This window comes from Streptomyces sp. CNQ329 (assembly GCF_000482585.1).
The window spans coordinates 1-23977 of the sequence record NZ_AXVU01000043.1; the positions used below are offsets into that span (position 1 = coordinate 1).

14 protein-coding genes and 1 pseudogene are annotated in these 23977 nt (G+C 72.6%); 5 read left to right on the top strand and 10 right to left on the bottom strand.

What is annotated here, in order from left to right:
* Nucleotides 1-916: 916 nt before the first annotated feature.
* The 9 genes from I003_RS0124090 to I003_RS0124130 all read right to left on the bottom strand — a co-directional run bounded on the left by I003_RS0124090 (nucleotide 917) and on the right by I003_RS0124130 (nucleotide 16878).
* On the bottom strand, nucleotides 917-3814 hold the full coding sequence (locus tag I003_RS0124090) for a beta-galactosidase (protein WP_051368426.1): 2898 nt from the start codon (nucleotides 3812-3814) through the stop codon (nucleotides 917-919).
* 126 nt (nucleotides 3815-3940) lie between these two features.
* Nucleotides 3941-6856 (bottom strand): glycoside hydrolase family 3 protein, encoded by a 2916-nt coding sequence (locus I003_RS0124095; RefSeq protein WP_027773857.1) that lies wholly within the window; start codon nucleotides 6854-6856, stop codon nucleotides 3941-3943.
* A gap of 122 nt (nucleotides 6857-6978) precedes the next feature.
* On the bottom strand, nucleotides 6979-7986 hold the full coding sequence (locus tag I003_RS0124100) for a LacI family DNA-binding transcriptional regulator (RefSeq protein ID WP_199784348.1): 1008 nt from the start codon (nucleotides 7984-7986) through the stop codon (nucleotides 6979-6981).
* Nucleotides 7987-8038: 52 nt separating this feature from the next.
* Entirely contained in the window at nucleotides 8039-10348 is a 2310-nt protein-coding gene (gene yicI, locus I003_RS0124105) for an alpha-xylosidase (protein ID WP_027773859.1), read from the bottom strand.
* A 27-nt stretch (nucleotides 10349-10375) separates the two neighbouring features.
* Nucleotides 10376-11197, bottom strand: a complete 822-nt coding sequence (locus I003_RS0124110) for a carbohydrate ABC transporter permease (protein WP_027773860.1) — start codon at nucleotides 11195-11197, stop codon at nucleotides 10376-10378.
* Nucleotides 11194-12186, bottom strand: a complete 993-nt coding sequence (locus I003_RS0124115; RefSeq protein WP_027773861.1) for a carbohydrate ABC transporter permease — start codon at nucleotides 12184-12186, stop codon at nucleotides 11194-11196. The genes I003_RS0124110 and I003_RS0124115 overlap by 4 nt, the downstream gene beginning before the upstream one ends.
* Nucleotides 12183-13487, bottom strand: a complete 1305-nt coding sequence (locus I003_RS0124120; RefSeq protein WP_027773862.1) for an extracellular solute-binding protein — start codon at nucleotides 13485-13487, stop codon at nucleotides 12183-12185. Before I003_RS0124120 ends, I003_RS0124115 begins: the two co-directional genes overlap by 4 nt.
* Before the next feature lie 189 nt (nucleotides 13488-13676).
* Nucleotides 13677-14960 carry a lactonase family protein gene (locus I003_RS0124125; protein ID WP_486584358.1) on the bottom strand — a complete coding sequence of 428 codons (1284 nt, stop codon included), beginning with the start codon at nucleotides 14958-14960 and terminating at the stop codon, nucleotides 13677-13679.
* Between the two features lie 280 nt (nucleotides 14961-15240).
* Entirely contained in the window at nucleotides 15241-16878 is a 1638-nt protein-coding gene (locus I003_RS0124130; protein WP_027773864.1) for an FAD-binding protein, read from the bottom strand.
* Nucleotides 16879-17126: 248 nt separating this feature from the next.
* On the opposite strand from I003_RS0124130, the pseudogene I003_RS0124135 reads away from it, so the two are divergent.
* The 3 genes and pseudogenes from I003_RS0124135 to I003_RS0124145 form a co-directional block, all read left to right on the top strand.
* A pseudogene (locus I003_RS0124135) lies at nucleotides 17127-17567 on the top strand (hypothetical protein); the annotation flags it as partial.
* 235 nt (nucleotides 17568-17802) lie between these two features.
* On the top strand, nucleotides 17803-18420 hold the full coding sequence (locus I003_RS0124140; protein ID WP_027773866.1) for an allene oxide cyclase barrel-like domain-containing protein: 618 nt from the start codon (nucleotides 17803-17805) through the stop codon (nucleotides 18418-18420).
* 51 nt (nucleotides 18421-18471) lie between these two features.
* Nucleotides 18472-18981: a hypothetical protein gene (locus tag I003_RS0124145; RefSeq protein WP_027773867.1), complete on the top strand. Its 510-nt coding sequence runs from the start codon at nucleotides 18472-18474 to the stop codon at nucleotides 18979-18981.
* A gap of 30 nt (nucleotides 18982-19011) precedes the next feature.
* Here I003_RS0124145 and I003_RS0124150 read toward each other — a convergent pair whose 3' ends face one another.
* The gene (locus I003_RS0124150) at nucleotides 19012-20808 is read right to left on the bottom strand and encodes a serine/threonine-protein kinase (protein ID WP_037721583.1); all 1797 of its coding nucleotides are present in this window, start codon (nucleotides 20806-20808) and stop codon (nucleotides 19012-19014) included.
* Between the two features lie 507 nt (nucleotides 20809-21315).
* Here I003_RS0124150 and I003_RS0124155 point away from each other — a divergent pair.
* Both I003_RS0124155 and I003_RS0124160 read left to right on the top strand, forming a co-directional pair.
* Nucleotides 21316-22701, top strand: coding sequence for an MFS transporter (locus I003_RS0124155; RefSeq protein WP_027773869.1), 1386 nt, complete (start codon nucleotides 21316-21318; stop codon nucleotides 22699-22701).
* Between the two features lie 52 nt (nucleotides 22702-22753).
* Entirely contained in the window at nucleotides 22754-23896 is a 1143-nt protein-coding gene (locus I003_RS0124160) for a uroporphyrinogen-III synthase (RefSeq protein ID WP_027773870.1), read from the top strand.
* The last annotated feature ends 81 nt before the right edge of the window (nucleotides 23897-23977 follow it).

Consider the following 23977-nt stretch of genomic DNA (forward strand, 5'->3'; position numbering starts at 1 on the left):
AGCTTCGGTCAACGGGCGCCCGCTCCCCCTGGGCCACCCTTAGCTGCCGGTCGTTCACGGGCCGGAGTCCGGGGTCAAGGGTGGGGCGAAGCCCCATCGCGCAGCGACGCCCCCGCAGCGAAGCGGAAGGGGGCGCCCTTGACGCCGGACGCAGGCCCGACAATCAAAAAGCGGGGTGGCCCGGGGGGAGCCCCCACGACACCGCCCCACCCCGACACGGACCCCACCGACGCCGTCCCCGTCGCGGACGGGCACCCACCCCGTCGTGGGCACCCCGCATGCGCCTCCGTCACGGGCGGGCACCCACCCCGAGGTGGGGCCTCACCGCACACCGGCCTACCTCACGCACCGCCGCCCGCCCCGGCACGTACCCCGTACTCCGGCCTGCTCGGCGCAGCACCGTTCCGCCCGGCGCGTACCCCCGCACCCGCTCCACCCACCACGCCGGCCAGCCGCCGACACCGACGACCCGGGCCCACTGTCAGAGCAGGCGCATACCCTTGGGCGGGCGTGAGGGGACGTACGGCCCCGGGCGAACGATGGATCCCCCCGGCACGGGCACCCCCGCACACCGGCCCACCCACGCACCAACCCCCACCCCGGGCACGTACCCCCGCACACCGGCCCGCTCGGCGAACCACCGCCCACCCCGACACGTAAGGCACACCCGCGGGCCCCGCGGGCCCCGCGGGCCCCGCGGAATCCCGGCGCCCCAGGCCACCGTGCCCTCGGGCCGGTGGCGCCGACCTGAGCGTCCGCGGCGGGCGGCTATCCTCCCGCCCGCCGCGGACCACCGTGGTCGCCTCGGCGGGTCCGCGCCACTGTCGTCGCCTCGGCGGGCCCGCGCCACCGTCGTCGCCTAAGCGGGCCCGCGCCACTGTCTCCGCCTCGGCGGGCCCGCGCCACCGTCTCCGCCTCAGCGGGCCCGCCTGGGCAGGCCCGTGAGGTGGTTGCCCTTCACCGTCAGCGACGGCAGCCGCACCGCCGAGTCGTTCTCGGCGATCACGGCGAGCGCCAGGGTGTTGCGCCCGTTGGCGCGGAGCAGTCCGGCCGGGAGGGTGAAGTCCCGCTGCGGGCCGATGCCGGCGCCGTACTGGCCGACGTTCCAGCCGTTGAGGTACATCAGCAGCCGGTGCCCGGCGGGCGGTTCGCCGAACCGCAGCGCGAGGGCGGTGTCCTGGTCCCGGGGCAGGCTGAGGCGGAAGGACGTGCGGTACCAGGTGACGGTGCCCGCCCCGACGTCCGGCGGCGCCGCCCGCCACGCGCCGGAGTGCGGCTCGGCCGGCAGGTGCCAGCCGTGCCGCTCGCCGTACAGGCCGCCGGTGTTGAGCGGTCCGCGTACGGTGTCCGTCAGGTCCTCGCCGCCGCGGGCGCCCTGGAGCTTCCAGGACAGGGTGGCGTCCGACCCCTCCAGCTCCGCGCGTACGAGGCCGCGGGGCTGCTTGAAGCGGGTGTCGTCGGCGATCCAGTCGTCGTTGTGCCCCATGTTCTGGACGAGCACCGCGACGACCACCTCCTGGCCTGCCGCCGCCTGCGGCAGCGTGAACGTGCCGGGGCCCGGGTCCTCGTTGACCGGCGGGTCGGAGTCCGCCTGGACGCCGCCCTTCGCCGAGCCGAGGTAGTGGCCGTCCGCCCACACCTGGTAGATGCCGCGCCGGCCGGTGAGCGCGTTCAGCTTCAGCGTCGTCTCGCCGCCGGTGGCGGTGAACCGCCCCCGGTACCACAGGCTGCCGTGGTGGAAGCCGTGGTCGTCGGCGTGCAGTGTCGTGTCGCCGGACCGCCAGCGGGAGTCGTCGAAGCCCGGCTGTGCCTCCGGGGCCTCCGCCGCGGCCCGCCAGCCCGTCAGCTCCGGTGGTTCGACCGCCCGCGGCCCGGGCAGCGCGCCGAGCAGCGACCCGCTGGCGGTGCGCCGTACGGGCACCCGCTCGCCGTTCACCGTGAGCCGGCGGGCGTCCGCGAACACCTCGACGTCGCCGGATCGTTCGGTGTCGGCCCGCAGCCGCGCGGTGCCGCCGCGGACCGCGCCGTCGCGCAGCAGCGCGGTGCCGCGTACCAGCAGGCCGCTCTCCGCGTCCTGCCAGAACTCCGCCGCGGTCGCGTCGGTGCCGAGGAGGAGCAGCAGCGGCGGCCGGCCGCCGCCGGTGATCCGGACCCGGGTCAGGCCCTCGTGGACGTAGCCGAGGGTCAGCTCGCCTCCCCCTCCCCGGCGGGTGTACGCGGCGGACACCTCTCCGGACAGCACCTCGACCCGCGGCCGGGAGCCGTACTCCAGCACCGTGCGCCCGTCCTCGCCCGCACGCCCGTAGAGCAGCGCGACGTCCCCGCCGCCGTCGCCCGTGTGCGTCATCAGCTCGGAGCTGGACACCGCGAGCCGCTGCCCGCCGAAGCCGTACTCCGAGAGCAGCACCTTGGCGTCCCGGCCGTCGAGGCGCACGGGCAGGGTGCGCCCGTCGCCGTAGCCGAGGACGGCGGAGTCGTCGGTGGTGGCGGCCGGGTCGGCGTGGCGGAGGAGGGTGAAGCGGGCGCCGGTGCCGGGGCTGACGCGGCTCGCGGTCTCCAGCGCCGGATTGTCCGACGCGGGCCCTTCCGCCTCGTCCGTCTCGGTCAGGTGCCCGGATGCCGCCCGCAGGAAGTGCGACTGGAGCTTGAACTCGTCGTACTTCTCCGTGAGCCGGCGGTCCTCGGTGATCATCGCCCCGTAGTCGTACGAGGTGTAGACGTCGTTCGGCTGCCCCAGATAGCCCCAGTTGGTGCCGCCGAAGCCCATGTAGTAACTGAAAAGGGTGGCGCCGCTTCTGATCAGGTTGGATTTGTAGAAGTACTTCATGTACGCGGGACCGGTCAGCTTCCGGCACGCCTCGTAGCCCGCGTCGTTGAGGTCGATCGCCCCGCCCTGGTACTCGGCGGCGTACACGGGCGCGTCGTCCTTCAGCCGCCGGGTGATGCCGTCCCCCCACGGGCCCCAGACGGTGTCCGCGTCCTGGCACTCGAAGGACTGCGGGTAGTCGTCGACGCCGGGGATGTCCACGGCGCCGAGGCCCTCCGCCCAGTGCGGGGTCCAGGACGCCTGGCAGCACTGGTTGTGCGTGATCGGCACGTCGACGCCCTGCGCGTGCGCGAGGTCCTGGAGGTCCTGCATGTACTGCGCGTCGGTGTTCTGCGCGTACTCGTTCTCGACGTTGTAGAGGAGGACCGGGCCGCCCCTGGTGATCTGGTGCGGCACGATGATCTTGTTGATCTCGGTCAGCCACTCCCGGTACGCGGCGGTGTACCCGGCGTCGGACGACCGGGCCCGCCCGTCGACGGTCTTCAGCCACGCGGGCAGCCCGCCGCCGCCGGTCTCGGCGTTGATGTACGGACCGGGCCGGACGACGGCGTACAGCCCGACGTCCGCGACGACGTCGAGCAGCCGGTCGACGTCGCGGACGCCGGAGAAGTCGTAGACGCCGCGCTTGGGGGAGTGGTAGCCCCAGTGGAAGTACAGGGAGACGGTGTTGAACCCGGCGGCCTTGTACTTCTCCAGCACGTCCCGCCAGGTGTCCGGCGACGGCAGCCGGAAGTAGTGGAACTCGGCGCCCTGGACGAAGACCCGCTCGCCGTCGACGAGCAGCGAGTGGCGGTCGTAGGAAACGGTGTGGGCGGTGCCGGTGCCGGTGCCCGTGTCCGCGCGGGCGGCGGGCCGCGTTCGGGACTCCGGTCCCGGCGGCGCCGGGGCGCCGGAGGCCAGCCCGAGGCAGGCCGCCGCGGCGAGCGCGAGCAGTGCCGCGAGCACGCGGCGCGGGCGCGCGCGGCGGCGGGCGAGGAGTGGGTGCATGACGCTTCCTTCCGTGAGAAGGGCGGACCGCCGCCCGCGGGGGCCGGGGCGCACCCGGGGCCGGCGCCCCGGGCCCTGGCGGCCCCGGCGCCCCCGGCGGCCCGGCGGCCCCGCGGACGGGAGCGGTCAGCGCAGGGTGAAGGTGGCCAGGCGGACGCCCTCGGTCAGGACCAGGTACACGTCCTGCCGGCCCGAGGCGCCCGTCAGGGCCGCCGTGACCTCCGTGTACGCGTACCGCGAACCCGTTTCCGGCACCGCCGCCGTGCCCGCGAGGCGGCCGTCCGGGGCGCCCAGGCGGACCTCCAGCGTGCCCTCGCCCGGCGACTCCTTCGCCACCCTGGCGGTCAGCCGGGCCGCGCCGCGGCGCAGGTCCGCGTCCGCGAACAGCAGCCACGCGCCGGCGGACTCCGCTCCCACCGCCGTGCCCCGCGGCTTCGCCTCGTCGACCAGGCGCACGTCCGCGTAGTCGTCGAAGTTCTCCGCCCGGGTCGTACGCCTGAGGTCCCGCGGCGGCACCGTCTCGCTGTCGACGGCCAGCTCGGTCCGCGCCCGGATGTCCCCGGACGAGGCGCCGACGAGCACGTCGTACGTACTGCTCTCCACGACCCAGCGCTCCCGTGTGACGTCCCAGTGCGCCAGCGCCTCGCGCGTCAGCGGCAGCGTCACCGTCCGCGTCTCGCCCGGCCGCAGCGACACCTTCGCGAACGCCTGGAGCTTCTTCAGCGGCTGTTTCACCCGCGAGGTGCGCTGGCGCGTGTAGAGCTGCACGACCTCCGCGCCCTCCCGCGCGCCGGTGTTGGTGACCGCCACCGCGACGGCGCCGCGCAGCAGCCGGGGGCGGCCGTAGCGGAAGGTGGTGTACGACAGGCCGTGGCCGAAGGGGTAGAGCACGTCGCCGGTGAAGTACTGGTACGTGCGCTCGTACTTGATGTTGTCGTACTCCAGGATCGGCGGCAGGTCGTCGGCCGACCGGTACCAGGTCTGGGTGAGCCGGCCCGCGGGGTTCACGTCCCCGAACAGCACGTCCGCGAGCGCGCGGCCCGTCTCCTGGCCCGCGTGCGTGGTCCACACCAGGGCCGGGACGTGCTCCTGTTCCCAGGTCAGCGTCGTGGGGTAGCTGTTCTCGACCACGACGACGGTCCTGGGGTTCGCGTCGAGCACGGCGCGTACCAGCGCCGCCTGGGTCCCGGCCAGGCCCATGTCCTCGCGGTCGTCGGTCTCGCGGGCGTTGATGAACGGCATCGAGCCGACGACGACGATCGCGGTGTCCGCGGCCCGCGCCGCGGCCACGGCCTCGTCGATGCCGTCCCGAAGCGTTTCGAGGGTGTAGCGGGAGGCTTCGGCGGCGGTACCGAGGACGAGCCCGCCGTCCTCCTCGCGGGCGCGGAGGTAGACGGCGTCGCCGAGCCAGTCCTCGTAGCCGGCGTAGCGCAGCACCACCGTGCCGTCGTCCTGCTCCTCGGGCCGGAACAACTGGGAGACGAACCAGCCGTTGGGCTGGTCCTGGTCGTTGAAGAACCGGTAGCCCTCCGGCCCTCCGTCGTCCGGGTCGCGCATGCCGACGACCTTGCCGTTGGCGACGGCCCGCAGGGTGACGACGCCCTCGCCCCAGCCGAAGACGTCGAACTGCTCGGTCTCCCCGGCCGCCGTCGCGCTCTCGGCCAGCGCCGCGCCCTCCTCGCCGCGGCCGGCGGTGACGTAGCGTCCGGTCGCGGCGTTCTTCAGCGCCACGCGGTCGACGGCCTCGCTGGTGGTCACCTCGGCGCCCGCCCCGAGCCGGTCGGCGATGCCCTGCAGCGGCGTGATCGCGTACGGGAGGCTGCCCGAGTACCAGTCGGTGTACAGGGTGTCGGCGAGCGGGCCGACGACCGCGACCTTCCGCAGTGCCTTCGCGTCCAGCGGCAGCGCGCCGCCGTCGTTCTTCAGCAGCACGACCGCCTCGGCGGCGGTGCGTCGGGCGAGCTTCCGGTGGGCGGGGCTGTCGATGACGGACTTGTCGATGTCCCCGTACGGGCCGCCGTCCTCGGCGAAGTCACCGAGCCGGGCGCGGATGTCGAGGATGTGCCGTACCGCGGTGTCGACGTCCGCCTCGGTGAGCAGGCCCTGCGCCAGCGCCTCCCGGACGGCGGCGGCGGTCGGGCCGCCGTCGGTGTCGTCGGTGGTGAAGCTGTCGACGCCGGCTTTGAGGATGGCGGCGTCGGCCTCGGCGAGGGTGTCGAAGTACTTCTGCGAGCCGGTGGCCGGGAGGTTGTTGGGGGCCCAGGCGTCGGTGACGTTGAGCAGGGTGCGGTCGGTCCAGGTGCGCACCGAGGCGTTGAGGTCGGTGACCGTGCAGGGACGGCCGTTGACGAGGTTGTACGCGGTCATGACGCCGCACGCCGCGTCGGCGGAGATCGCCGCCCGGTAGGCGGGCTCCTCGTACTCCTTCAGCACGCGGGGGCGCAGGTCCGAGGAGGTCTGGTCGCGGCGGACCTCGTTGTTGTTGGCCAGGTAGTGCTTGACGAGGGGGGCCGTCTTGAGGTTGTCGGGGTCGCCGCCGGTGAGCCCGCCCGCGTACGCGGTGGAGATCACGCCGGTCAGGTACGGATCCTCGGAGTAGCCCTCCTCGTTGCGGCCCCAGCGCGGGTCGCGCAGCAGGTTGACCACCGGCGCCCACACGTTCAGGCCCCACCCGGCGGGGCGTTCGTGCTGGAGGCCGCGCACCTCGTCGCCGACGGCCGCGCCGACCTCGCGGATCAGATCGGGGTTCCAGGTGGCGGCCAGCCCGATCGCCTGGGGAAAGACGGTGGCCGGGCCGAGCCAGGCCAGGCCGTGCAGGGCCTCGGTGCCGGTGCGGAACGCCTTCATGCCGAGCCGGGGGATGGCGGGCTGCCACTGGTGCAGCAGCGAGATCTTCTCGTCCAGGGTGAGCCGGCCCAGCAGCTCGCGCACCTTGCCGGCGGTGGCCGGGGCAGCGGCCGGGGCGGCGGCTGTGGCGGTGCCGGACAGCGCGGCCACGAGCGGGACGGCCAGCGGGACGGCGAGAACTGTTCTTCGTTTCACGTGTGCGACTCCTTCTGATCTTGTCGAATCGCTTCGACTACGAGATGAGTTGCTCCGTTCCGTACCGCGAGGCCCCGGGGCGGCCCGGCACCCCGTGCGGGGAACGCCGGACCCCCCGTCGCTCAGCCGGCGCGCGGCGCCGTCGTCGCCCGCCGCGTCAGCCACGGCGGCAGCATCGTCGACTCCGGCACCTCAAGGCCGTCGAGCTTGCGCATCAGCAGCTCCACGGCCCGCGCGCCGATCTGCGCGGACGGCACCGCGACCGACGAGATCGGCAGCGGCGCCTGCTCCGCCACCTCGTCCGGGCAGATCGCCGCCACCGAGAGGTCCTCCGGCACCCGCAGCCCGAGCCGCTGGAACGCTTCGATGAGCGGCTGCACCACCGGCTCGTTGTGCACCACGACCCCGGTCAGCTCCGGGTGCTCCCGCAGCAGCCGCTCCGCCATGGCCTGCGCGGCGGCCGGCGTCGCCTCGCAGGGGTGCACGGTCGAGGTCAGCCCGCGCTCGTCGGCCGCCGCGGTGAAGCCCTGCGTGACGCGCTGGGCGAACCCCGTGCGGCGTACGTACACCTCCGGCGGCGAGCCGACCAGGGCCACGCACCGGTGGCCGAGCTCCGCCAGGTGCGTCACGCACGCCCCGCCGGCCGCCGCGAAGTCCAGGTCGATACAGGTCAGTCCGGCGGACTCGGCGGGGAAGCCGATGAGCACCGAGGGCCGGTCCAGGGCCCGCAGCAGCGGCAGCCGTGCGTCGTGCAACTGCACGTCCATGACGATGAGCGCGTCGACCAGCGCCGTGTCCGCCACCCGCCGCAGCCCCTCCTCGCCCTCCTCCTGGGTGAGCAGCAGCACGTCGTGGTCGTGCTGCCGCGCCGTCGTCACCACCGACACCGCGAACTGCATGACCACCGGCACATGGATCCCGCTGCGGAACGGAACGACCAGCGCCAGCACGTTGGACCTGCTGCTCGCGAGCGCGCGGGCGCCGGCGTGCGGGCGGTAGCCCAGCTCGCGGATGCTGGCTTCGATGCGCTGCCGGGTCTCCTCGGAGATCGGGCGCTTGCCGCTGAGCGCGTACGAGACGGTACTCGGCGACACCCCGGCGTGCCGGGCCACATCGGTGATCTTGACCATCAACTCCCCCTGCTCGACCGTCCGGCCGTCCGGCACGCCGGACAGCCGGACCTTAGCCCAGCTCCGCGACGACGACGGCGCGGCCCGCGTCCGCCCGTACCGTGGGACCGCCCACGACCTCCAGCGCCCACGGCTTCGGGAACCCGGCCGCGTCCGCCGCGTCCGCCGCGGACGCAGCGGCGGCGGCCGACGCCCGCACCGTGCCGCCCTCGCAGACCACCGTGAACACCGTCCCCCCGACCGGCACCCGCACCCGCTGTCCGAACCGCAGCCCGAACGCCCGCAGCGTCACGCCGTCCGCGTAGTCGTAGTCCGGCCGGTCGTCCACGGCCCCCACCGGCAGGACCGCGCCCGGCCGCACCAGCACCGGCGCGCTCGCGAACCCGTGCCGCTCCCGCACCCAGCGCGGGCCGCGCACCTCCTCGCCGCTCAGCAGATGCGTCCACGTGCCCTCCGGAACGTAGTACGAGACCTCGCCGTCGTCGCTGAACACCGGCGCGACCAGCAGGTCGGGGCCGAGCATGTACTGCCGCTCCAGGTGCGTGCACGCCCGGTCCTCCGGGAACTCCAGCGCCATCGGCCGCATCATCGGCACGCCCGACTCGTGCGCCTCGCGCGCCACCGCGTCCAGATACGGCATCAGCCGCAGCTTCAGCTTCGTGAACACCCGCAGCACGTCCACGGCCTCTTCGTCGAAGAGCCACGGCACCCGGTACGACGACGAGCCGTGCAGCCGGCTGTGCGACGACAGCAGCCCGAAGGCGATCCACCGCTTGAACAGCGCCGGGGACGGCGTGCCCTCGAAGCCGCCGATGTCGTGGCTCCAGTAGCCGAAGCCCGACATCCCCAGCGACAGACCGCCGCGCAGCGACTCGGCCATCGCCTCGTACGTCGACTCGCAGTCCCCGCCCCAGTGCACCGGGAACTGCTGGCTGCCCGCCGTCGCCGAACGCGCGAAGACCACCGCCTCGCCCTCGCCGCGGTGCTTCTTCAGCACGTCGAAGACGGTCTCGTTGTAGAGGTAGGTGTAGTAGTTGTGCATCCGCTCCGGGTCGGAGCCGTCGAAGTACGCGACGTCGGTGGGCACCCGCTCGCCGAAGTCGGTCTTGAAGCAGTCCACACCCATGTCGAGCAGCGCGGCGAGCTTGCCCGCGTACCAGGCGCGCGCCTCGGGGTTGGTGAAGTCCACCAGCGCCATTCCCGGCTGCCACAGGTCCCACTGCCACACCCCGCCGTCCGGCCTGCGCAGCAGATAGCCGGCGTCGCGGCCCTCGGCGAAGAGCGGGGAGCGCTGTGCGATGTACGGGTTGATCCACACGCAGATCTTCAGGTCCCGCTCCTTCAGCCGGCGCAGCATGCCGGCCGGGTCGGGGAAGACCCGCGGGTCCCACTCGAAGTCGCACCAGTGGAACTCGCGCATCCAGAAGCAGTCGAAGTGGAAGACGGACAGCGGCAGGTCGCGCTCGGCCATCCCGTCGATGAAGGAGGTGACGGTCTCCTCGTCGTACGAGGTGGTGAACGACGTCGACAGCCACAGCCCGAAGGACCAGGCGGGCGGCAGCGCGGGCCGGCCGGTCAGCGCCGTGTACTTGCGCAGGATCTCCTTCGGCGTCGGGCCGTGGATGACGTAGTACGTCAACTCCTGGCCCTCGACGCTGAACTGCACCCGCGACACCGCTTCGGACCCCACCTCCAGCGACACCCGGCCCGGGTGGTCGACGAAGACGCCGTAGCCGGCGTCGGTGAGGTAGAACGGCACGTTCTTGTACGCCTGCTCGGTGGCCGTGCCGCCGTCGGCGTTCCAGATGTCCACGACCTGGCCGTTCTTCACCAGCGGCCCGAAGCGCTCGCCGAGCCCGTAGACGTGGGTGCCGACGGTGAGCCCGAGCTGCTCGCGCAGATAGTGCCGCGAGGGGCCGCCGCCGGGGGTGTCGGTCTCCATGATGGCCATGCCCTTGGGCCCGGAGGAGGTCAGCGGCTTCAGCCCGTCCGCGGTGAGGAACTCCAGATTCCACGGCCCTCCGCGGGTGACGCGCACGGCGAGGCTGCCCGCGGTGAGCAGCGCGTGCCCGTCGTCGTACGAGACCTGCGCGTGCGACTCGGACCCGGCGACCTGGAACCGGGGTCCGGTGTCGGTACCGCCGTCGAAGTGGGTGAGCGTCACGCCGATCACGTCGGGCATGGGGGAGTGGCAGGAGACCGTCATGACCGGGCCCTTCAGCAGATCGCCGCGGTGCCGGATGGGCTGGGTCGGTGCGTGGACGTCCAGCGTGCCGTCCCCGGCGGTGACGTCGAGCACCTCGACCGGGTAGGCCGCCCGGACACCCGCGCGCAGCATCCAGTAGCCGTCGGTGAACTTCATGCGCAGCCTCTCGGGGTCAGGGGGAGATCACTTGACCGCGCCCACGGCGATGCCGCGGGTCAGGGTCCGCTGGAAGATCAGGAAGAACGCGATCGCCGGCAGCACGCCCAGCAGGGCGGCGGCGTTCGTCATCGTGGCGTCCATGTCCCGCTGCCCCTGGAGCACGCCGAGGGCGACGGACACGGTCTGGTTGTCGTCCGAGATGAGCATGACCAGCGGCAGCAGGAACTCGTTCCACGTCCAGATGAAGAACAGCACCATCAGCACGCCGATCGTCGGCCGGCTGACGGGCACCACGACCCGCCACAGCACCTGCCACTTGCTCGCACCGTCGATCCGGGCCGCCTCGATCACCTCACGCGGGAACCCGCCGAGCACCGAGGCCAGCAGATACGTGCCGAACGCGGACTGCACGACGGTGAAGACGATCACCACGCTCAGCCGGGTGTCATACAGGCCCGCCTCCTTCGACAGGTAGTAGACCGGGTAGACCAGCGCCTCCTGCGGCAGCATGTTCGCCAGCACGAAGAACGCCAGCACGTACGCCCGGCCGCGGATCCGCCCGATGCCGATGGCGTACGCGCTGAGCACCGACAGCACCACGGCGAGCACCGCCACCGAGCCGGAGATCAGCACCGAGTTCCACAGCTTCTGCCCGAAGTCCACGCGCTCCCAGAAGTCGGCGAGCCCGTCGAGGTACACGCCGTCGGGCATGCTCAGCGGCCCGTCGCTGGAGTACTCCTCCGGCGACTTCACCGCGTTCATCAGCACCACGAAGAACGGCAGCACCATGAACGCCGCGCCCAGCACCAGCGCCACGAGCACGGGATACTTCCTGACCGCGGTCATGCGTTCTCGTCCTCCGCCCTCGTCTGCAGCTTCAGGGCGACGACCGCCAGCACCAGGATCACCGCGGTGAGGACGGTGGAGATCGCGGCGCCGTAGCCGGCCTGGAAGTTCTCGAAGAAGTTCTGGTACGCGAAGTACGACGGGACGTTCGTCGCGCCGCCCGGGCCGCCGCCGGTCAGGACGTACACCATGCCGAAGACCTTCAGCGCCGCGATCGTGCACCACAGCAGCACCACCGCGATCTCCGGCCGCAGTTGCGGCAGCGTCACGTGCCAGAAGCGCCGCCACCAGCCCGCGCCGTCCAGCTCGGCCGCCTCGTGCAGCGCGGGGTCGAGGCGCTGCAGCCCGGACATGAAGATCACCAGCGGGAAGCCGATCTGCACCCACACCATCACGGCCATCACGCTGTACAGCGCCCAGTCCGGGTCGCCCAGCCAGTCCTGTTGCAGCGCGTCCAGCCCGACCGCGCCCAGGAGTTCGTTCAGCGAGCCGCTCTCCGGCGCCAGGATCCAGCTCCACACGATGCCGGCGACGGCGATCGGCAGCACCTGCGGCAGGTAGAAGCAGGCGCGCAGCGTCGCCACCCAGCGGCTGCCGGCGTGCCGGCCGACGAAGTCGAAGAGCGCGGAGGCCAGCACCAGCCCGAGCGCGGTCGGGACGAGCGCCATCGCCGCGACCATGGCCAGGCTGTGGCGGAACGACTCCCAGAAGTCCTCGTCGCCGAGGAGCCGGTCGTAGTTCTCCAGGCCGGTGAACTCCGGGGTGCCGACGCCGCTCCAGTCGGTGAAGCTGATCCCGGTGTTCATCACGAACGGCACGACGATGACGACGAGGAACGCCAGCGCCCCGGGAAGGAGATAGAGCGCGTACGAGCCCTCGGTGGACGTCCGGCGGGCACGGACCGCCCGGCTCTTCCGCCACCGCCGGCGGGAGGGGGTTCCGCTCCCGCCGGCGGCGCGGGCCGCGTCCTTGGAGACGACGGCCGTCATTCCTGCAGCACGTTCTCGTCGTACTCGGCCTGCAGCGACTCCAGCACGTCGCCCGGCTCCGCGCTGCCGGTGAGGAGCTTCTGCGTCTCGGACGTCATCGAGTCGTAGAAGCCGTTGGCCGGCCAGTCGGGGTAGTAGGCCAGTCCGTCGCCCTCGGCGAGCGCCGTGTAGTCCTCGATGAGGGCCTTGGACTGGGGGTCGGTGATCGCGTCGGCGTCGGCCGCGACCGGGACGCCGCCGTTGTTGCCCAGGGTGTTCTGGATGTTCTTCTTCATCGTGAGGTCGATGAAGTCGTACGCCAGCTCCTTGTTGTCGGCGCCCTCCGGGACCACCCACAGGTTCCCGCCGGAGCCGGGGGTCAGGTCGCTGCCGGGCCAGAGGAAGGTGTCCCAGTCGAACTTCTGCACCTCCGCCTGGAAGCGCCCGAACCACCAGCTTCCGGAGAACAGCATCGGGTGCTTGCCCTGGATGAAGGAGACACCCGCGTCCTCGGCCTTGGTGCCGGAGGAGTTCTCGGCGATGTAGCCCTTGTCGACCCAGTCGGCGAAGGTCTCGGCGCCGTAGGTCCAGGCCGCGTCGGAGAAGTCGGTCTCGCCCTCCATCTGGAAGGAGTCGACCCACGCCTTGTCGGCCCGGCTGAGCGCGAGCTGGTAGAGGTACTGCTGCGCCATGTACTCGGCGCCGGCGTTGGCGAACGGGGTGACGCCGGCGTCCGCGAACGTCGCGAGCGCCTCCTCCAGCTCCGCGAACGTCGTCGGGACCTCGACGCCGTGTTCGGCGAAGAGGTCCTTGTTGTAGTAGACCATCGTGAACTCGGCGTAGTTGGGGATCCCGTACCAGGCGCCGGAGCCCATGACGCCGCTCTCGTCGTAGCGGCTCGTGGTGGCCACGGTCGGCGGCACGGCGTCGGCCCAGCCGCGCTTCTCCGCCTCCTCGGTGAGGTCGGTGAGCAGGCCCTGGCGGGAGAGCTGGCCGGTGGTGGCGTTGCCCTTGTTGTACTCCATGAGGTCGGGTGCCTGGTCGGAGTTGAGGACCTGCGGAGCGGTCTTCTGGATCTGCTCGAAGCCCTTCTCCTCGAACTCGACCTTCACCCCCGGGTGGCTGTCCTCGAACTCGTCGACGGCCTGGGCCCACGCCTTGCCCATGGCGCTGTCGGGGCCCTCGTAGTGCCAGAGCCGGAGGGTCTTGCCGTCGCCGGAACCGCCGTCGTCGGAATCGCCGCACGCGGTGAGCGTGCTCAGCGACAGGGCTCCCGCCAGGGCGGCAGCCAGCAGGCGCGCCCTTCTCCGTGCCTTCAACATCCACTGCCTCCGGGAAGTCGGTCTCGTCGAATCGGTTCGATGAGGGGTGTCGAAGCGCTTCGACGGAGGAAGGTAGGGAGGGCCCGACGGTATGTCAATGGTGTGGACACATGCCGTCGGAGAACGGGAGGACGGGCACCCGCCGGCACCCGTCCCCCCGCTGCCGTGGCGGCGGTACGCCGCCGCCGGCTAGGGCAGGACGCCCCCGAAGGCCACGCACGCCGGGCTCGGCGCCGCGGCGGTGGCGTCGGTGCGGCGCAGGGCGCCGGAGCGGGTGACGCGGAACGACACCACGTCGTCGCTGTTCTGGTTCGCCACCAGCAGCACGCCGCCGCCCGGGGCGAGGGCGAAGTGCCGCGGCCACGCGCCGCCGGTCGCGGTGGTCTCGCGCAGGTCGAGACGCCCGTCGGCGCCGACGGCGAACCGGGCGATGCTGTCGTGCCCGCGGTTGGAGACGTACACCGTCCGGCCGTCCGGGTGCACGGCGACCTCCGCGCAGTAGCTCTCGCCGGTGAAGCCGCGCGGCAGCGTGCCCGCGGTCTGCAGCCAGCGGAACGTGCCGCGTTCGGCGTCGTACGTGAAGGCCGTCACCGACGACGTCAGCTCGTTGACGACGTAGACGAAGCGCCCGCTCGGGTGGAACGCCAGGTGGCGGGCGCCCGAGCCGGAGGCGACCTGGAGGAACGGCAGCGGGTTCGGCGTCAGCTTCCCGGCCTCGGCGTCCAGCTTCCATGCCCAGACCCGGTCGGTACCCAGGTCGGCGCCGAAGACGTGGCCGTACGCCGGGTCGAAGGCGACCTGGTGCGGGTGCGGACCGGTCTGGCGCTCCGGGGCGGGGCCCGTACCGGTGACGGTGACGGTGTCCGAGACCGGCGAGGGCGTGCCGTCCGCGCCGAGCGGGACGACGGCGAAGGTGGCGCCGCCGTAGTTGGCGACGATCAGGTGGTCGCCGCGCTCGTCGAGCGCGCCGTGCGCGGGGACGCCGGGTACGGGCTGGTCGCCGGTGCGGGTCAGCTCGCCGGTGGCGGTGTCGATGGCGTACGAGACGACGCCGCCGCCCTTCTGCCCGTTCCAGGTGCTCACCTCGCAGACGGCGTAGAGCACGGGCAGCCGCGGATGGACCGCCAGCCACGAGGGGTTGGCGACGCCGGGCACCTCCTGGATCGGGGTGAGGCGCCCGTCGCCGGCCATGCGGAACGCGGCGAGCCCGGCGGGGGCACCGGGGCCGCCGGCGTAGCCGCCGACGTAGACGGCGCGGGGTGCGCCGGCGCGGCCGGAGGTGCGGCCCGCCGCCGCGGCGGAGGCGGGCGCCGCGGCCGCGGATGCGGCCGACGCGGGCGAGGCGGAGCCCAGCGCGGGAACGACGCCCGCCAGCGCCGCGGCGCCGAAGACCGGCAGCATCTGCCGCCGGCTCGGTCCTGCGGGGTTCTCGGGGGTGGCTGCGGAGTCGGGGGGCGGGGCGGAGGCGTGCAAGGCAGTGCTCCTTTCATGGTGGGACGGTCACCGTTGGAGCGGGTAGGGCCGCGGGCGCGGGGGTGCACGGTACGTGAGCCGACTCGACACGCAACCGAGCGCCACACGCGGGCCGTTCGCGTCCGGGCAACGGGCTGCCGGATACGTGCGGGCCACGGCTCGCGGCCCTTCGACGGTACGCCACCGGCATCCCGGCACCGCCCGGCCTCCGCCGGCGGCGCGCCCCGCCCGGCCCGGGATCCCCTGCGCCCCGGGCCGGGACGGCGGCGCCGCGACCGCCCTAGCCGGGCAGCCGGACGGACTGGGCGTGCCGGAAGACGTTCCCCGGGTCGTACGCGGCCTTGACCCGCTGCAGCCGGGGGTAGCCCTGCTTGTAGTACAGGTCGTGCCAGGGGGTGTCCGAGGTGTTCCACTGCGGGTCGCTGAGATCGATGTCCGGGTAGTTGATGTAGCAGCCGTCGTTGACCTCGTCGGGGACCGGGACGCCACCGGTGGCCGCGTACACGTCGCGGTACATGGTCCGGATCCAGTCGAGCTTCGCCGCCTCCTCGGCCTGCTCGCTCCAGTACGCCTGGTACTGGAGCTTGAGGATCGAGTCCCGCTGCGCCGCCGCGGTCGCGTCCGTGTCGACCGCGTTGACCTGGGCGCCGTACGAGTCGATCGACACCAGCGCGCTGCGCTGGTCGGTCTCGGTGAGGTTCTTGTACATGGCGGATATCTGCTCGTCCGGGAACGGCTGCCGCAGGTACGCCGACTTGTAGTCACCGCGCCCGCCCCAGCCGGAGCCGCCGAGCTGGCGGGTGGCGACCAGCCACGGCCGCGCCTGCGGCGCGAACAGCTCGGGCATCGCCCGCATCTCGTTCGTCGACAGCGTCGTCGGCTCCGGCTCGCCCATGTGGCCGCCGATCTCGGCGAGGAAGTCGTCGAGCCGGCCCGCCGCGCCGGGCCGGGTGGCGTCGATCTGGGTGGTCATCGAGATCGAGCCGCTGGCCTTCGTGCTGCAGACGAGCATGCTGAACATCCCGGCGTACGGGTTGCCGGGGGCGCTGTACTCCGCGTAGAAGCTGCCGTAGTTGCGCAGCAGGGTGCGGAAGCGGTCCTCGGTGATGTCGGTCCAGGACCACGACTGCTGGTGGACGTACACCTCGCCGGGCGGCTGCGGCAACTGCTTCTCCGGCGCCAGCCGCTCGGTGCCGGGGGCGCGCAGGAAGTAGCGGGTGACGATGCCGAAGTTGCCGCCGCCACCGCCGGTGTGCGCCCACCACAGGTCATGGTGCGGGTCGTTCTCGTCCCGGCTCGCCACGACGGCGCGGGCCTTGCCGGAGGCGTCCACGACGACGACCTCCACTGCCTCGATGTAGTCACTCGTCAGCCCGAACTGCCGTGACAGCAGCCCGAATCCGCCGCCCTGGATATGGCCTCCGGCGCCGACGGAGGAGCAGGAGCCGCCGGGGATCGTCACCCCCCAGACGCGGTACAGCTCCATGTAGACCTCCATCAGCGTGCAGCCCGGCTCGATGACGAAGGCGCGTCTTTCCTGGTCGTACGCGATGTCGTTCATCGCCGAGAGGTCGATGACGACCTGGGTCCCGGAGTGGTAGACGAACGCCTCGTAGCAGTGGCCGCCGCTCCGTACGGCGATGCGCTTTCCGGCGCGTACGGCCTCCTCCACCGCGGCCACCACCTGCTCGGTGGCCGTGGCCACGCGGATCGCGTCGGGCCGGGCGCTCCAGCGGCCGTTGCTGCCGGAGACGAAGTCGGGGTAACGCGCGTCGGCTGGGGTGATGGTCGAGGCGGGAACGCCGCGGGCGGCGGCCCCGGCCGGGGCCGCGGCGGCGAGCCGGCCGCCGCCGAGGGCGGCGGCACCGCCGAGCGCGGCACTCGAAAGAAGCACTTTCCGGCGTGAGACGTTGTCCATGAGAAAACTCCCGTCGGCGCGCAGGGAAAGGGGCAGCACAAAGTCGGGCGGTGCGCATGTGCGGAGGCAGAAGAGATGCGTCGGGGCGGCGCTCGATGCGGCAAGATGCTAATCCTGGGTGACCGGAACGTAAATGCCCCTTTGGGAATGCCCGTATCCAATTCCCTGATACTCGGGGGGAGTTGGGCTACCCGGGAACGGGTTGTGGTGGGGCGTTGCGCGGAGCGCAGCCGAATCCGGAGCGATGCGCCGCAGGCGTTCGGAAAAGACTCGTCCGGCGAGAGGGTCGCGCGGCGGCGGACACCATGGCCGTGGCGAAAAGGGCGATCGGCCTGACATCCCACGGCATCCGCCTCGCGGCACCGTTCCCGGAGATCGACGGCGAGGCGGAGTTCGTCCGGCTCGTCCACAAACACGGCTGGTCGGTACTGGCGACGACGGAGTTCGCGGACATCCCCGCGATGACGCTCCGCCCGCTGACCGGACCGGTCCCGCTCTCCCCGGTCAGGCTGGCCTGGCGCCGTGGCCTGACCCACCCGGGTCTGCGCGCCCTGCGCACGGCGGCGCGGGAGCTGGCCCGCGAGCACGACTGGCTGCACCACCCGGAAGGCGCCTGGCTGCCCGGTGCCGACCGTCTTCTGCGCGTGCGAAGGGCCCGTTCGAAGCGCCTGCGCGTCGGGAATGAGTGACCGCCGCCCCGGGGGAGCGGCGTTCGCCGCCGGGGCGGAGGCACGTCGTCCCCCGGGGAATGCACCCCAATGGTCCTACGCCCGGCCCTCGGGAGAGCACGTCGCCATCGCCTCTATTAGCGTTTCGGCCAGACGGAAGGCCCGTTCTGTCATCGGAGGACATTCGTCACCGCCGGAACGAACGTGCCGAACTCTCCCGGTAATTCCGCGGGCTTTCACCCACACGGAGGCACGTATGCGCTTCGCTCGCCGGCATGTTGCATTCCTCGCCGTTGCGGTTCTCGGCGGCTCCGCCGGGCTCGCTGTCCACGGTACGGCGTCGGCCGACGCCGGACCGACGGAGACGTCCGCGCATGCGGCGACCCGCCCGCATGACGGCTCCCCGTCGACAGGCCGCACCCTGAGCTTCGAGGCCCGGCTACGGGTCGGGGAAGAGCTGGACCTGGGCGGGACGGGCCGCACCGTCGGCGACCAGTTCCTCTTCAGCGGGGATCTGGTGTCGGCCGACGGGCAGGAAGAACGCTCCGTCGGCCGCTTCGGCGGGTTCTGCGTCATCACCGACGCCGTACGCAACGCGGGGCAATGCGCGTCGACCGCGGTGCTGCCGGAAGGACAGCTCACCGTGCAGGGCGAGCAAGCCGGAATTCCGGCACCGGCGCCGGTCGTCAACGCGATCACCGGCGGCACCGGAGAATTCCGTCAGGCGCGCGGCCAGGTGACTCAGCGGGTGCTGACGCCGTCGACCTGGAAACTCACCTTCGACGTTCTCGACGGCCGGCATCACGGGACCGGGGACGACCGCGTTCCGTCCGGGGAACCGCTGCCCCTGCCTTCGCCCCTCCCCGGCAAGTAGCCGCGGCACGCGCCTGCGTGACCCGCACCCCTCACCACCCCAGGAGAGATCGTGATCAGGAATTCCCGCACCCTCATCAGCTGGGGCGTCGCCCTGGCCACCGCCGCGGCCGCCACCGTCACGGTCGGCGCGACCACCGGTGGCCCGCCGGCCCCGCCCACGGCGGACGAGCAGACCGGCCGGACGGCCGGCCAGGGGAAGGAACCGCCGGCCGAGCCGCAGGCGGCGGAGCGCCGGCGGATCGCCACGTCGGTCCTGGACAGGGACTTCAGGTACACCCTCACCGCGCTGAGGTCGCAGACCGATCCGAACGCGGCATCCGTGCGCCTCCAGGTCTTCACCTTCCGGGACGGTGCGTGGAGAGAGTCGGACCGTGCCCTGGTCGGCGAGGCGGACGCCTGGTTCTGGTTCCCGCTGACCGGCCGCCACGCGGTGTGCCAGTTCTCCACCGCCGGCACGGAGCCCGCTCCGGTCGCCGTCAGCCTGCTGATCACGCCCTCGATCGGCTGCTCGCCGGCCGAGAACTTCCGGATCGAGAACGGGCAGATCATCCCCGTCTGACAGCGCCGAGGGCCGGAGGGCGGCGCACCCTCATTCCGTGACGGGTTCCTCCGCGTTGCGCCAGATCGTCAGGTCGAAGGTCACGTACGTCGCGTCGCCCGACTCGCCCTTGCCGCGGTACGTCGCCACCGCGATGTGGCCCGCGTCGCTGAGCACGCAGAACTGCGATCCCACGCTGATCTGGTCGAGCATGATCTTCTCGGTGAAGCGGGTCTCCGTGCGACAGGTCTCCAGGGAGCCCTCCTGCGCGTTGTTGAGCAGGACGAACTTCCCGTTGTCGGAGCCGATCCAGGTGTCCGAGAAGAGGGTGTCGACGTAGTAGTACAGGTCGTGGCCGTCGTAGAGCACGTCCCCCTCCTGCGGCCGCGGGGGATCGTCGGCGAGCATCACGGCGTAGTTCTGCGTCACGTCGATGCCCTCGTACGAGACCGGCTTCGGATCGGGCCGCTGCTCCTCCTCCGTCCCCGCGGGCGGGTTCTCGGCCGCGTCCTTGCCCCCGTCGTCGCCGGCCTTTCTCCCGGTGCTGGTGCCGGGGGACTTGCTCGCGTCGTCCTTGTCGGAATCCTTCGGCAGCAGGGCGCCGATGACCGCGAGGACCACGATCGCCCCCACGACCGACGCGGCGACGATCAGCCCCGTCCGCTTCTTCCTGGGCTGCTGCGGGGGCGCGTAGGGAGTGTGGCCGGTCGGCGGCGGGGTGGGGTAGCCGGGCCGGGGACCGGGGTGCACGGGGCGGCCGGGCGGCGGCACCGGTCCGGGAACCCCGGGTGCGGTCTGCGTCGGCGCGGCGGCGGCGGGGGTGGGTCCGGCGGGCGCGTACGGGGGCGGTGTGGCCGGTGCCGGCTGCTGCGGCGCGTACTCCGTCGGCGTCGGCGCGACGGTCGGCTGCGGCGGCGGGGTCTTCGCCGGTTCGGGAAGCTGCATCCGCTCGGTGATCGACCCGGCGACCGTCTGCGGCAGCCAGTCCTCGCCCTGACGCAGCGGTTCCGGGGAGATCTCGTGGCACAGCTCGATGACCTCGGTCAGACTCGGCCGGCTGTCGGCGTCGCGGGTCAGACAGCGGGTCACCAGGGGCAGCAGCTCCGCGGGCACCCGGCTGAGGTCGGGGTCCTCGTGCACGATCCGGTAGAGCACCGCGTGCGAGGCCCCTTCGCCGTAGGCGGGCGACCCGATCGCCGCGTAGGCCGCGATCTGGCCGAGGGCGAAGATGTCGGTGGCGGGGCCGATGGCACCGGTCGACGCCTGTTCGGGCGCCATGAACGCGGGGGTGCCGACGCTCACTCCGGTACCGGTGAGCGCGGTGGTCTCCGCGGCGCGGGCGATACCGAAGTCGATCACGCGGGGGCCGTCGGAGGCGAGCAGCACGTTCGCCGGCTTGAGGTCGCGGTGGACGATGCCGGCGCCGTGGATGACGTGCAGGGCTTCGGCGACCCCGACGGACAGCAGCAGCACACTGCGCAGCGGCAGCGCGCCGTGCTGGGCCACCGCGTGCGCGAGCGAGGGGCCCGGCACGTACGCGGTGGCCAGCCAGGGCTGCGCGCCCTCGGTGTCGGAGTCGATGACCGGCGCGGTGTAGAGGCCCTGCACCCGCTGTGCGGCCTGGACCTCCCGCTGGAAGCGCCGCCGGAACTCGGGGTCCTCACTGAACTCGGGCCGGATCACCTTGATCGCGATGGGCCGGCCGCCGGGCGTGTAGGAGAGGTACACCTTGCCCATCCCGCCCGTGCCGAGTACGGCGGCGAGTCGGTAACCGCCGACCACGGCCGGGTCGCTCTCCTCCAGCGGCCGGAAAAGCCCGGCCGACGGTGCACTCGCCATCGTGATCATCCCCCTGTTCACGGCGGTTCAGATCCCGCCGACCCCGAAGTCAAGCGGGAGCGTACCGAGTTTTCTTCCGTCTCTTCAGCACAGAGCGCAACAACACTGCAACAACAGGTTTTACAGGGGAGGTTGACGGCATGTGGGGGAGGTTCGGTGGCCTTCCGCCGTCCCCTCGCCTCCCCCGCCCGGTCCACCGCCTCCCGGCCGCCGGGTCCGCGCCCGCGACGGCCGCCGGGGCCGCGCCGTGACCGGGCTGCCGTCACCGCCGTCGCGCCCTTTGTTACGTCCGCGTGAACCCGGCGAACTGCCCCGCCCCGCACCCGAACCGCTACGGTTCCGCAGCCGGGAACGCCGGATCCTCACCTGTCAAGACCCTCTCCCGTGAGGGCAAGGTTGCGCCCGCGTCACCTGTCAACACGGGGTGGAAACCCGCCGTCCCTACGGTCACCCTGAACCAGATCCGCCGCCGCCCGCGGGGCGGCGGCCCGCCGACGAAGGGCAGGGACGGCTGCGATGACCGGCTCCGGACAGACCGCGCGCAGGGGGAAGCGCTGGATCGAGGAGTGGGATCCCGAGGACGAGGTGTTCTGGGCGGAGAAGGGCGAGAAGACCGCCAACCGCAACCTCCTCTACTCCGTCTTCTCCGAGCACATCGGCTTCTCCATCTGGACACTCTTCTCCGTGCTCGTCCTCTTCATGGGCGACGAGTACGGCATCGACGCCGCCGGGAAGTTCTTCCTCGTCTCGGTCGCCACCCTCGTCGGCGCCTGCGTGCGGGTGCCGTACACCTTCGCCGTCGCACGCTTCGGCGGGCGCAACTGGACGGTGTTCAGCGCGGCGATGCTCCTGCTGCCGACCGCCGCCGCGTTCGCCGTGATGGAGCCGGGGACGTCGTATGGCACTTTCTTGCTGGTCGCCGCGCTCGCCGGAGTCGGCGGCGGCAACTTCGCCTCGTCGATGACGAACATCAACGCCTTCTTCCCGCTGCACCGCAAGGGCTGGGCCCTCGGACTCAACGCCGGCGGCGGCAACATCGGCGTGCCCGTCATCCAGCTCGCCGCGCTGCTCGTCATCGCCCTCGCCGGGGACGGCCGGCCGCGGGTGCTGCTGGCGGTGTACATGCCGCTGATCGTGATCGCCGCCGCACTCGCGTGGGCGCGGATGGACAATCTGGCGCCGGTACGGAACGACACCGGGGCGGCGAAGGAGTCGGTCAGGGACGCGCACACGTGGATCATGTCGTTCCTCTACGTGGGCACCTTCGGCTCGTTCATCGGCTACAGCTTCGCCTTCGGGCTGGTGCTGCAGACCCAGTTCGACCGCACCCCGCTCCAGGCCGCGGCCGTCACGTTCATCGGGCCGCTGCTCGGCTCGGTGATCCGCCCGGTCGGCGGATGGCTGGCCGACCGGTACGGCGGGGCGCGGATCACGCTGTGGAACTTCGCCGCGATGGCCGGCGCGACGGCCGTCGTCGTCTTCGCCTCCGTACGCGAGTCGCTGCCCGTGTATCTCGTGGGATTCGTCGCGCTGTTCCTCTTCTCCGGGCTCGGCAACGGCTCCACGTACAAGATGATCCCCGGCATCTACCAGGCCAAGGCCGTGGCCATGGGGCTGCGCGGCGAGCAGGCGAACGCGTACGCGAGGAGGCTGTCCGGTGCCGCGATCGGGCTCATCGGCGCGGTCGGGGCGCTCGGCGGCCTCGGCATCAACCTCGCGTTCCGGCAGTCCTTTCTCGCCAACGGCAACGGCACGGCCGCCTGTGCGGCCTTCCTCGTCTTCTACGCTGTGTGCTTCGTGGTGACCTGGGCCGTGTACCTGCGCGGGCCGCGCACCCCCGCGGTGCTCGCCGACGGGACGGACGGCCCGGAACCGCGGCAGCCCGCGTACGCGGGGGTATGAGCAGAACACCATGGCACGGCACGAACGGGCACCGACCGGGGAGCAGCGAACCATGACCGTACCCACCGAGGTCAAACCCCTGGAGGGCTTCTCCGTCGGCGTCACGGCCGCCCGCCGCGCGGACGAGCTGAGCACCCTGCTGGCGCGGCGCGGCGCGATCGTGCACCGCGCCCCCGCGCTGCGGATCGTGCCCCTGCACGACGACGACGAGCTGCTCCACACCACCAAAGGGCTCATCGGCGATCCACCGGACGTCGTCGTCGCCACCACCGCCATCGGCTTTCGCGGCTGGGTCGAGGCAGCCGGCGGCTGGGGCCTCGGCGACGCGCTGCTCGACAAGCTGTCCGGCGTCGAACTGCTGGCGCGCGGGCCGAAGGTGCGCGGCGCGATCCGGGCGGCGGGGCTGACCGAGTCGTGGTCGCCGGCGTCGGAGTCGATGGCCGAGGTGCTGGAGCGGCTGCTCGCCGAGGGGGCCGAGGGCCGGCGGGTGGTGCTGCAGCAGCACGGCGAGCCGCTGCCGGGGTTCGTCGAGTCGCTACGGGCCGCGGGCGCGGACGTCATCGTCGTACCGGTCTACCGCTGGATGCCGCCGGAGGACCCGGCGCCGCTGGACCGGCTGCTGGAGGCGGTCGTCGTCCGCGGTGTGGACGCGGTGACGTTCACCTCCGCCCCCGCCGCGGCGAGCTTCCTGGACCGGGCGGCGGCCCGGCACTGCCGCGACGAGGTCCTCGACGCCCTGCGCCACGACGTGCTGCCCGCCTGCGTCGGGCCGCTCACCGCGCTGCCGCTGGAGCGGCACGACGTGCCGACCGCCCAGCCCGAGCGCTACCGCCTGGGCCCGCTCGTCCAGCTCGTCGCCCTGGAACTCCCCGGCCGGGTACGGACGCTGCCGGTCGCCGGCCACCGCGTGGAGATCCGCGGCCACGCCGTGATCATCGACGGCGTGCTGCGCCCCGTGCCGCCCGCCGGCATGTCGCTGCTGCGCGCCCTGGCCCACCGGCCGGGCTGGGTCGTCTCCCGCGCCGAGCTGCTGCGCGCGCTCCCGGGCGCGGGCAGCGACGAGCACGCGGTGGAGACGGCGATGACCCGGCTGCGTACGGCGCTGGGGGTGCCGAAGCTCATCCAGACCGTCGTCAAGCGCGGCTACCGGCTCTCCCTGGACCCGCCCGCGGACGACAAGTACGGCGAGAGCTAGGCCCTCCGGGAGGGGAGCGGCGGCCGGTCGCGGCGCGCGGCGGGCCCCGCACGGCACGGATCAGGCCGCCTATGGTGAACG

Excerpts from the sequence above, each read along its gene's own strand:
- I003_RS0124090 (WP_051368426.1), bottom strand. The coding sequence starts at position 3,814 with ATGCACCCACTCCTCGCCCGCCGCCGCGCGCGCCCGCGCCGCGTGCTC.
- I003_RS0124100 (WP_199784348.1), bottom strand. The coding sequence starts at position 7,986 with ATGGTCAAGATCACCGATGTGGCCCGGCACGCCGGGGTGTCGCCGAGT.
- yicI (WP_027773859.1), bottom strand. The coding sequence starts at position 10,348 with ATGAAGTTCACCGACGGCTACTGGATGCTGCGCGCGGGTGTCCGGGCG.
- I003_RS0124110 (WP_027773860.1), bottom strand. The coding sequence starts at position 11,197 with ATGACCGCGGTCAGGAAGTATCCCGTGCTCGTGGCGCTGGTGCTGGGC.
- I003_RS0124115 (WP_027773861.1), bottom strand. The coding sequence starts at position 12,186 with ATGACGGCCGTCGTCTCCAAGGACGCGGCCCGCGCCGCCGGCGGGAGC.
- I003_RS0124120 (WP_027773862.1), bottom strand. The coding sequence starts at position 13,487 with ATGTTGAAGGCACGGAGAAGGGCGCGCCTGCTGGCTGCCGCCCTGGCG.
- I003_RS0124130 (WP_027773864.1), bottom strand. The coding sequence starts at position 16,878 with ATGGACAACGTCTCACGCCGGAAAGTGCTTCTTTCGAGTGCCGCGCTC.
- I003_RS0124140 (WP_027773866.1), top strand. The coding sequence starts at position 17,803 with ATGCGCTTCGCTCGCCGGCATGTTGCATTCCTCGCCGTTGCGGTTCTC.
- I003_RS0124150 (WP_037721583.1), bottom strand. The coding sequence starts at position 20,808 with ATGATCACGATGGCGAGTGCACCGTCGGCCGGGCTTTTCCGGCCGCTG.
- I003_RS0124155 (WP_027773869.1), top strand. The coding sequence starts at position 21,316 with ATGACCGGCTCCGGACAGACCGCGCGCAGGGGGAAGCGCTGGATCGAG.
- I003_RS0124160 (WP_027773870.1), top strand. The coding sequence starts at position 22,754 with ATGACCGTACCCACCGAGGTCAAACCCCTGGAGGGCTTCTCCGTCGGC.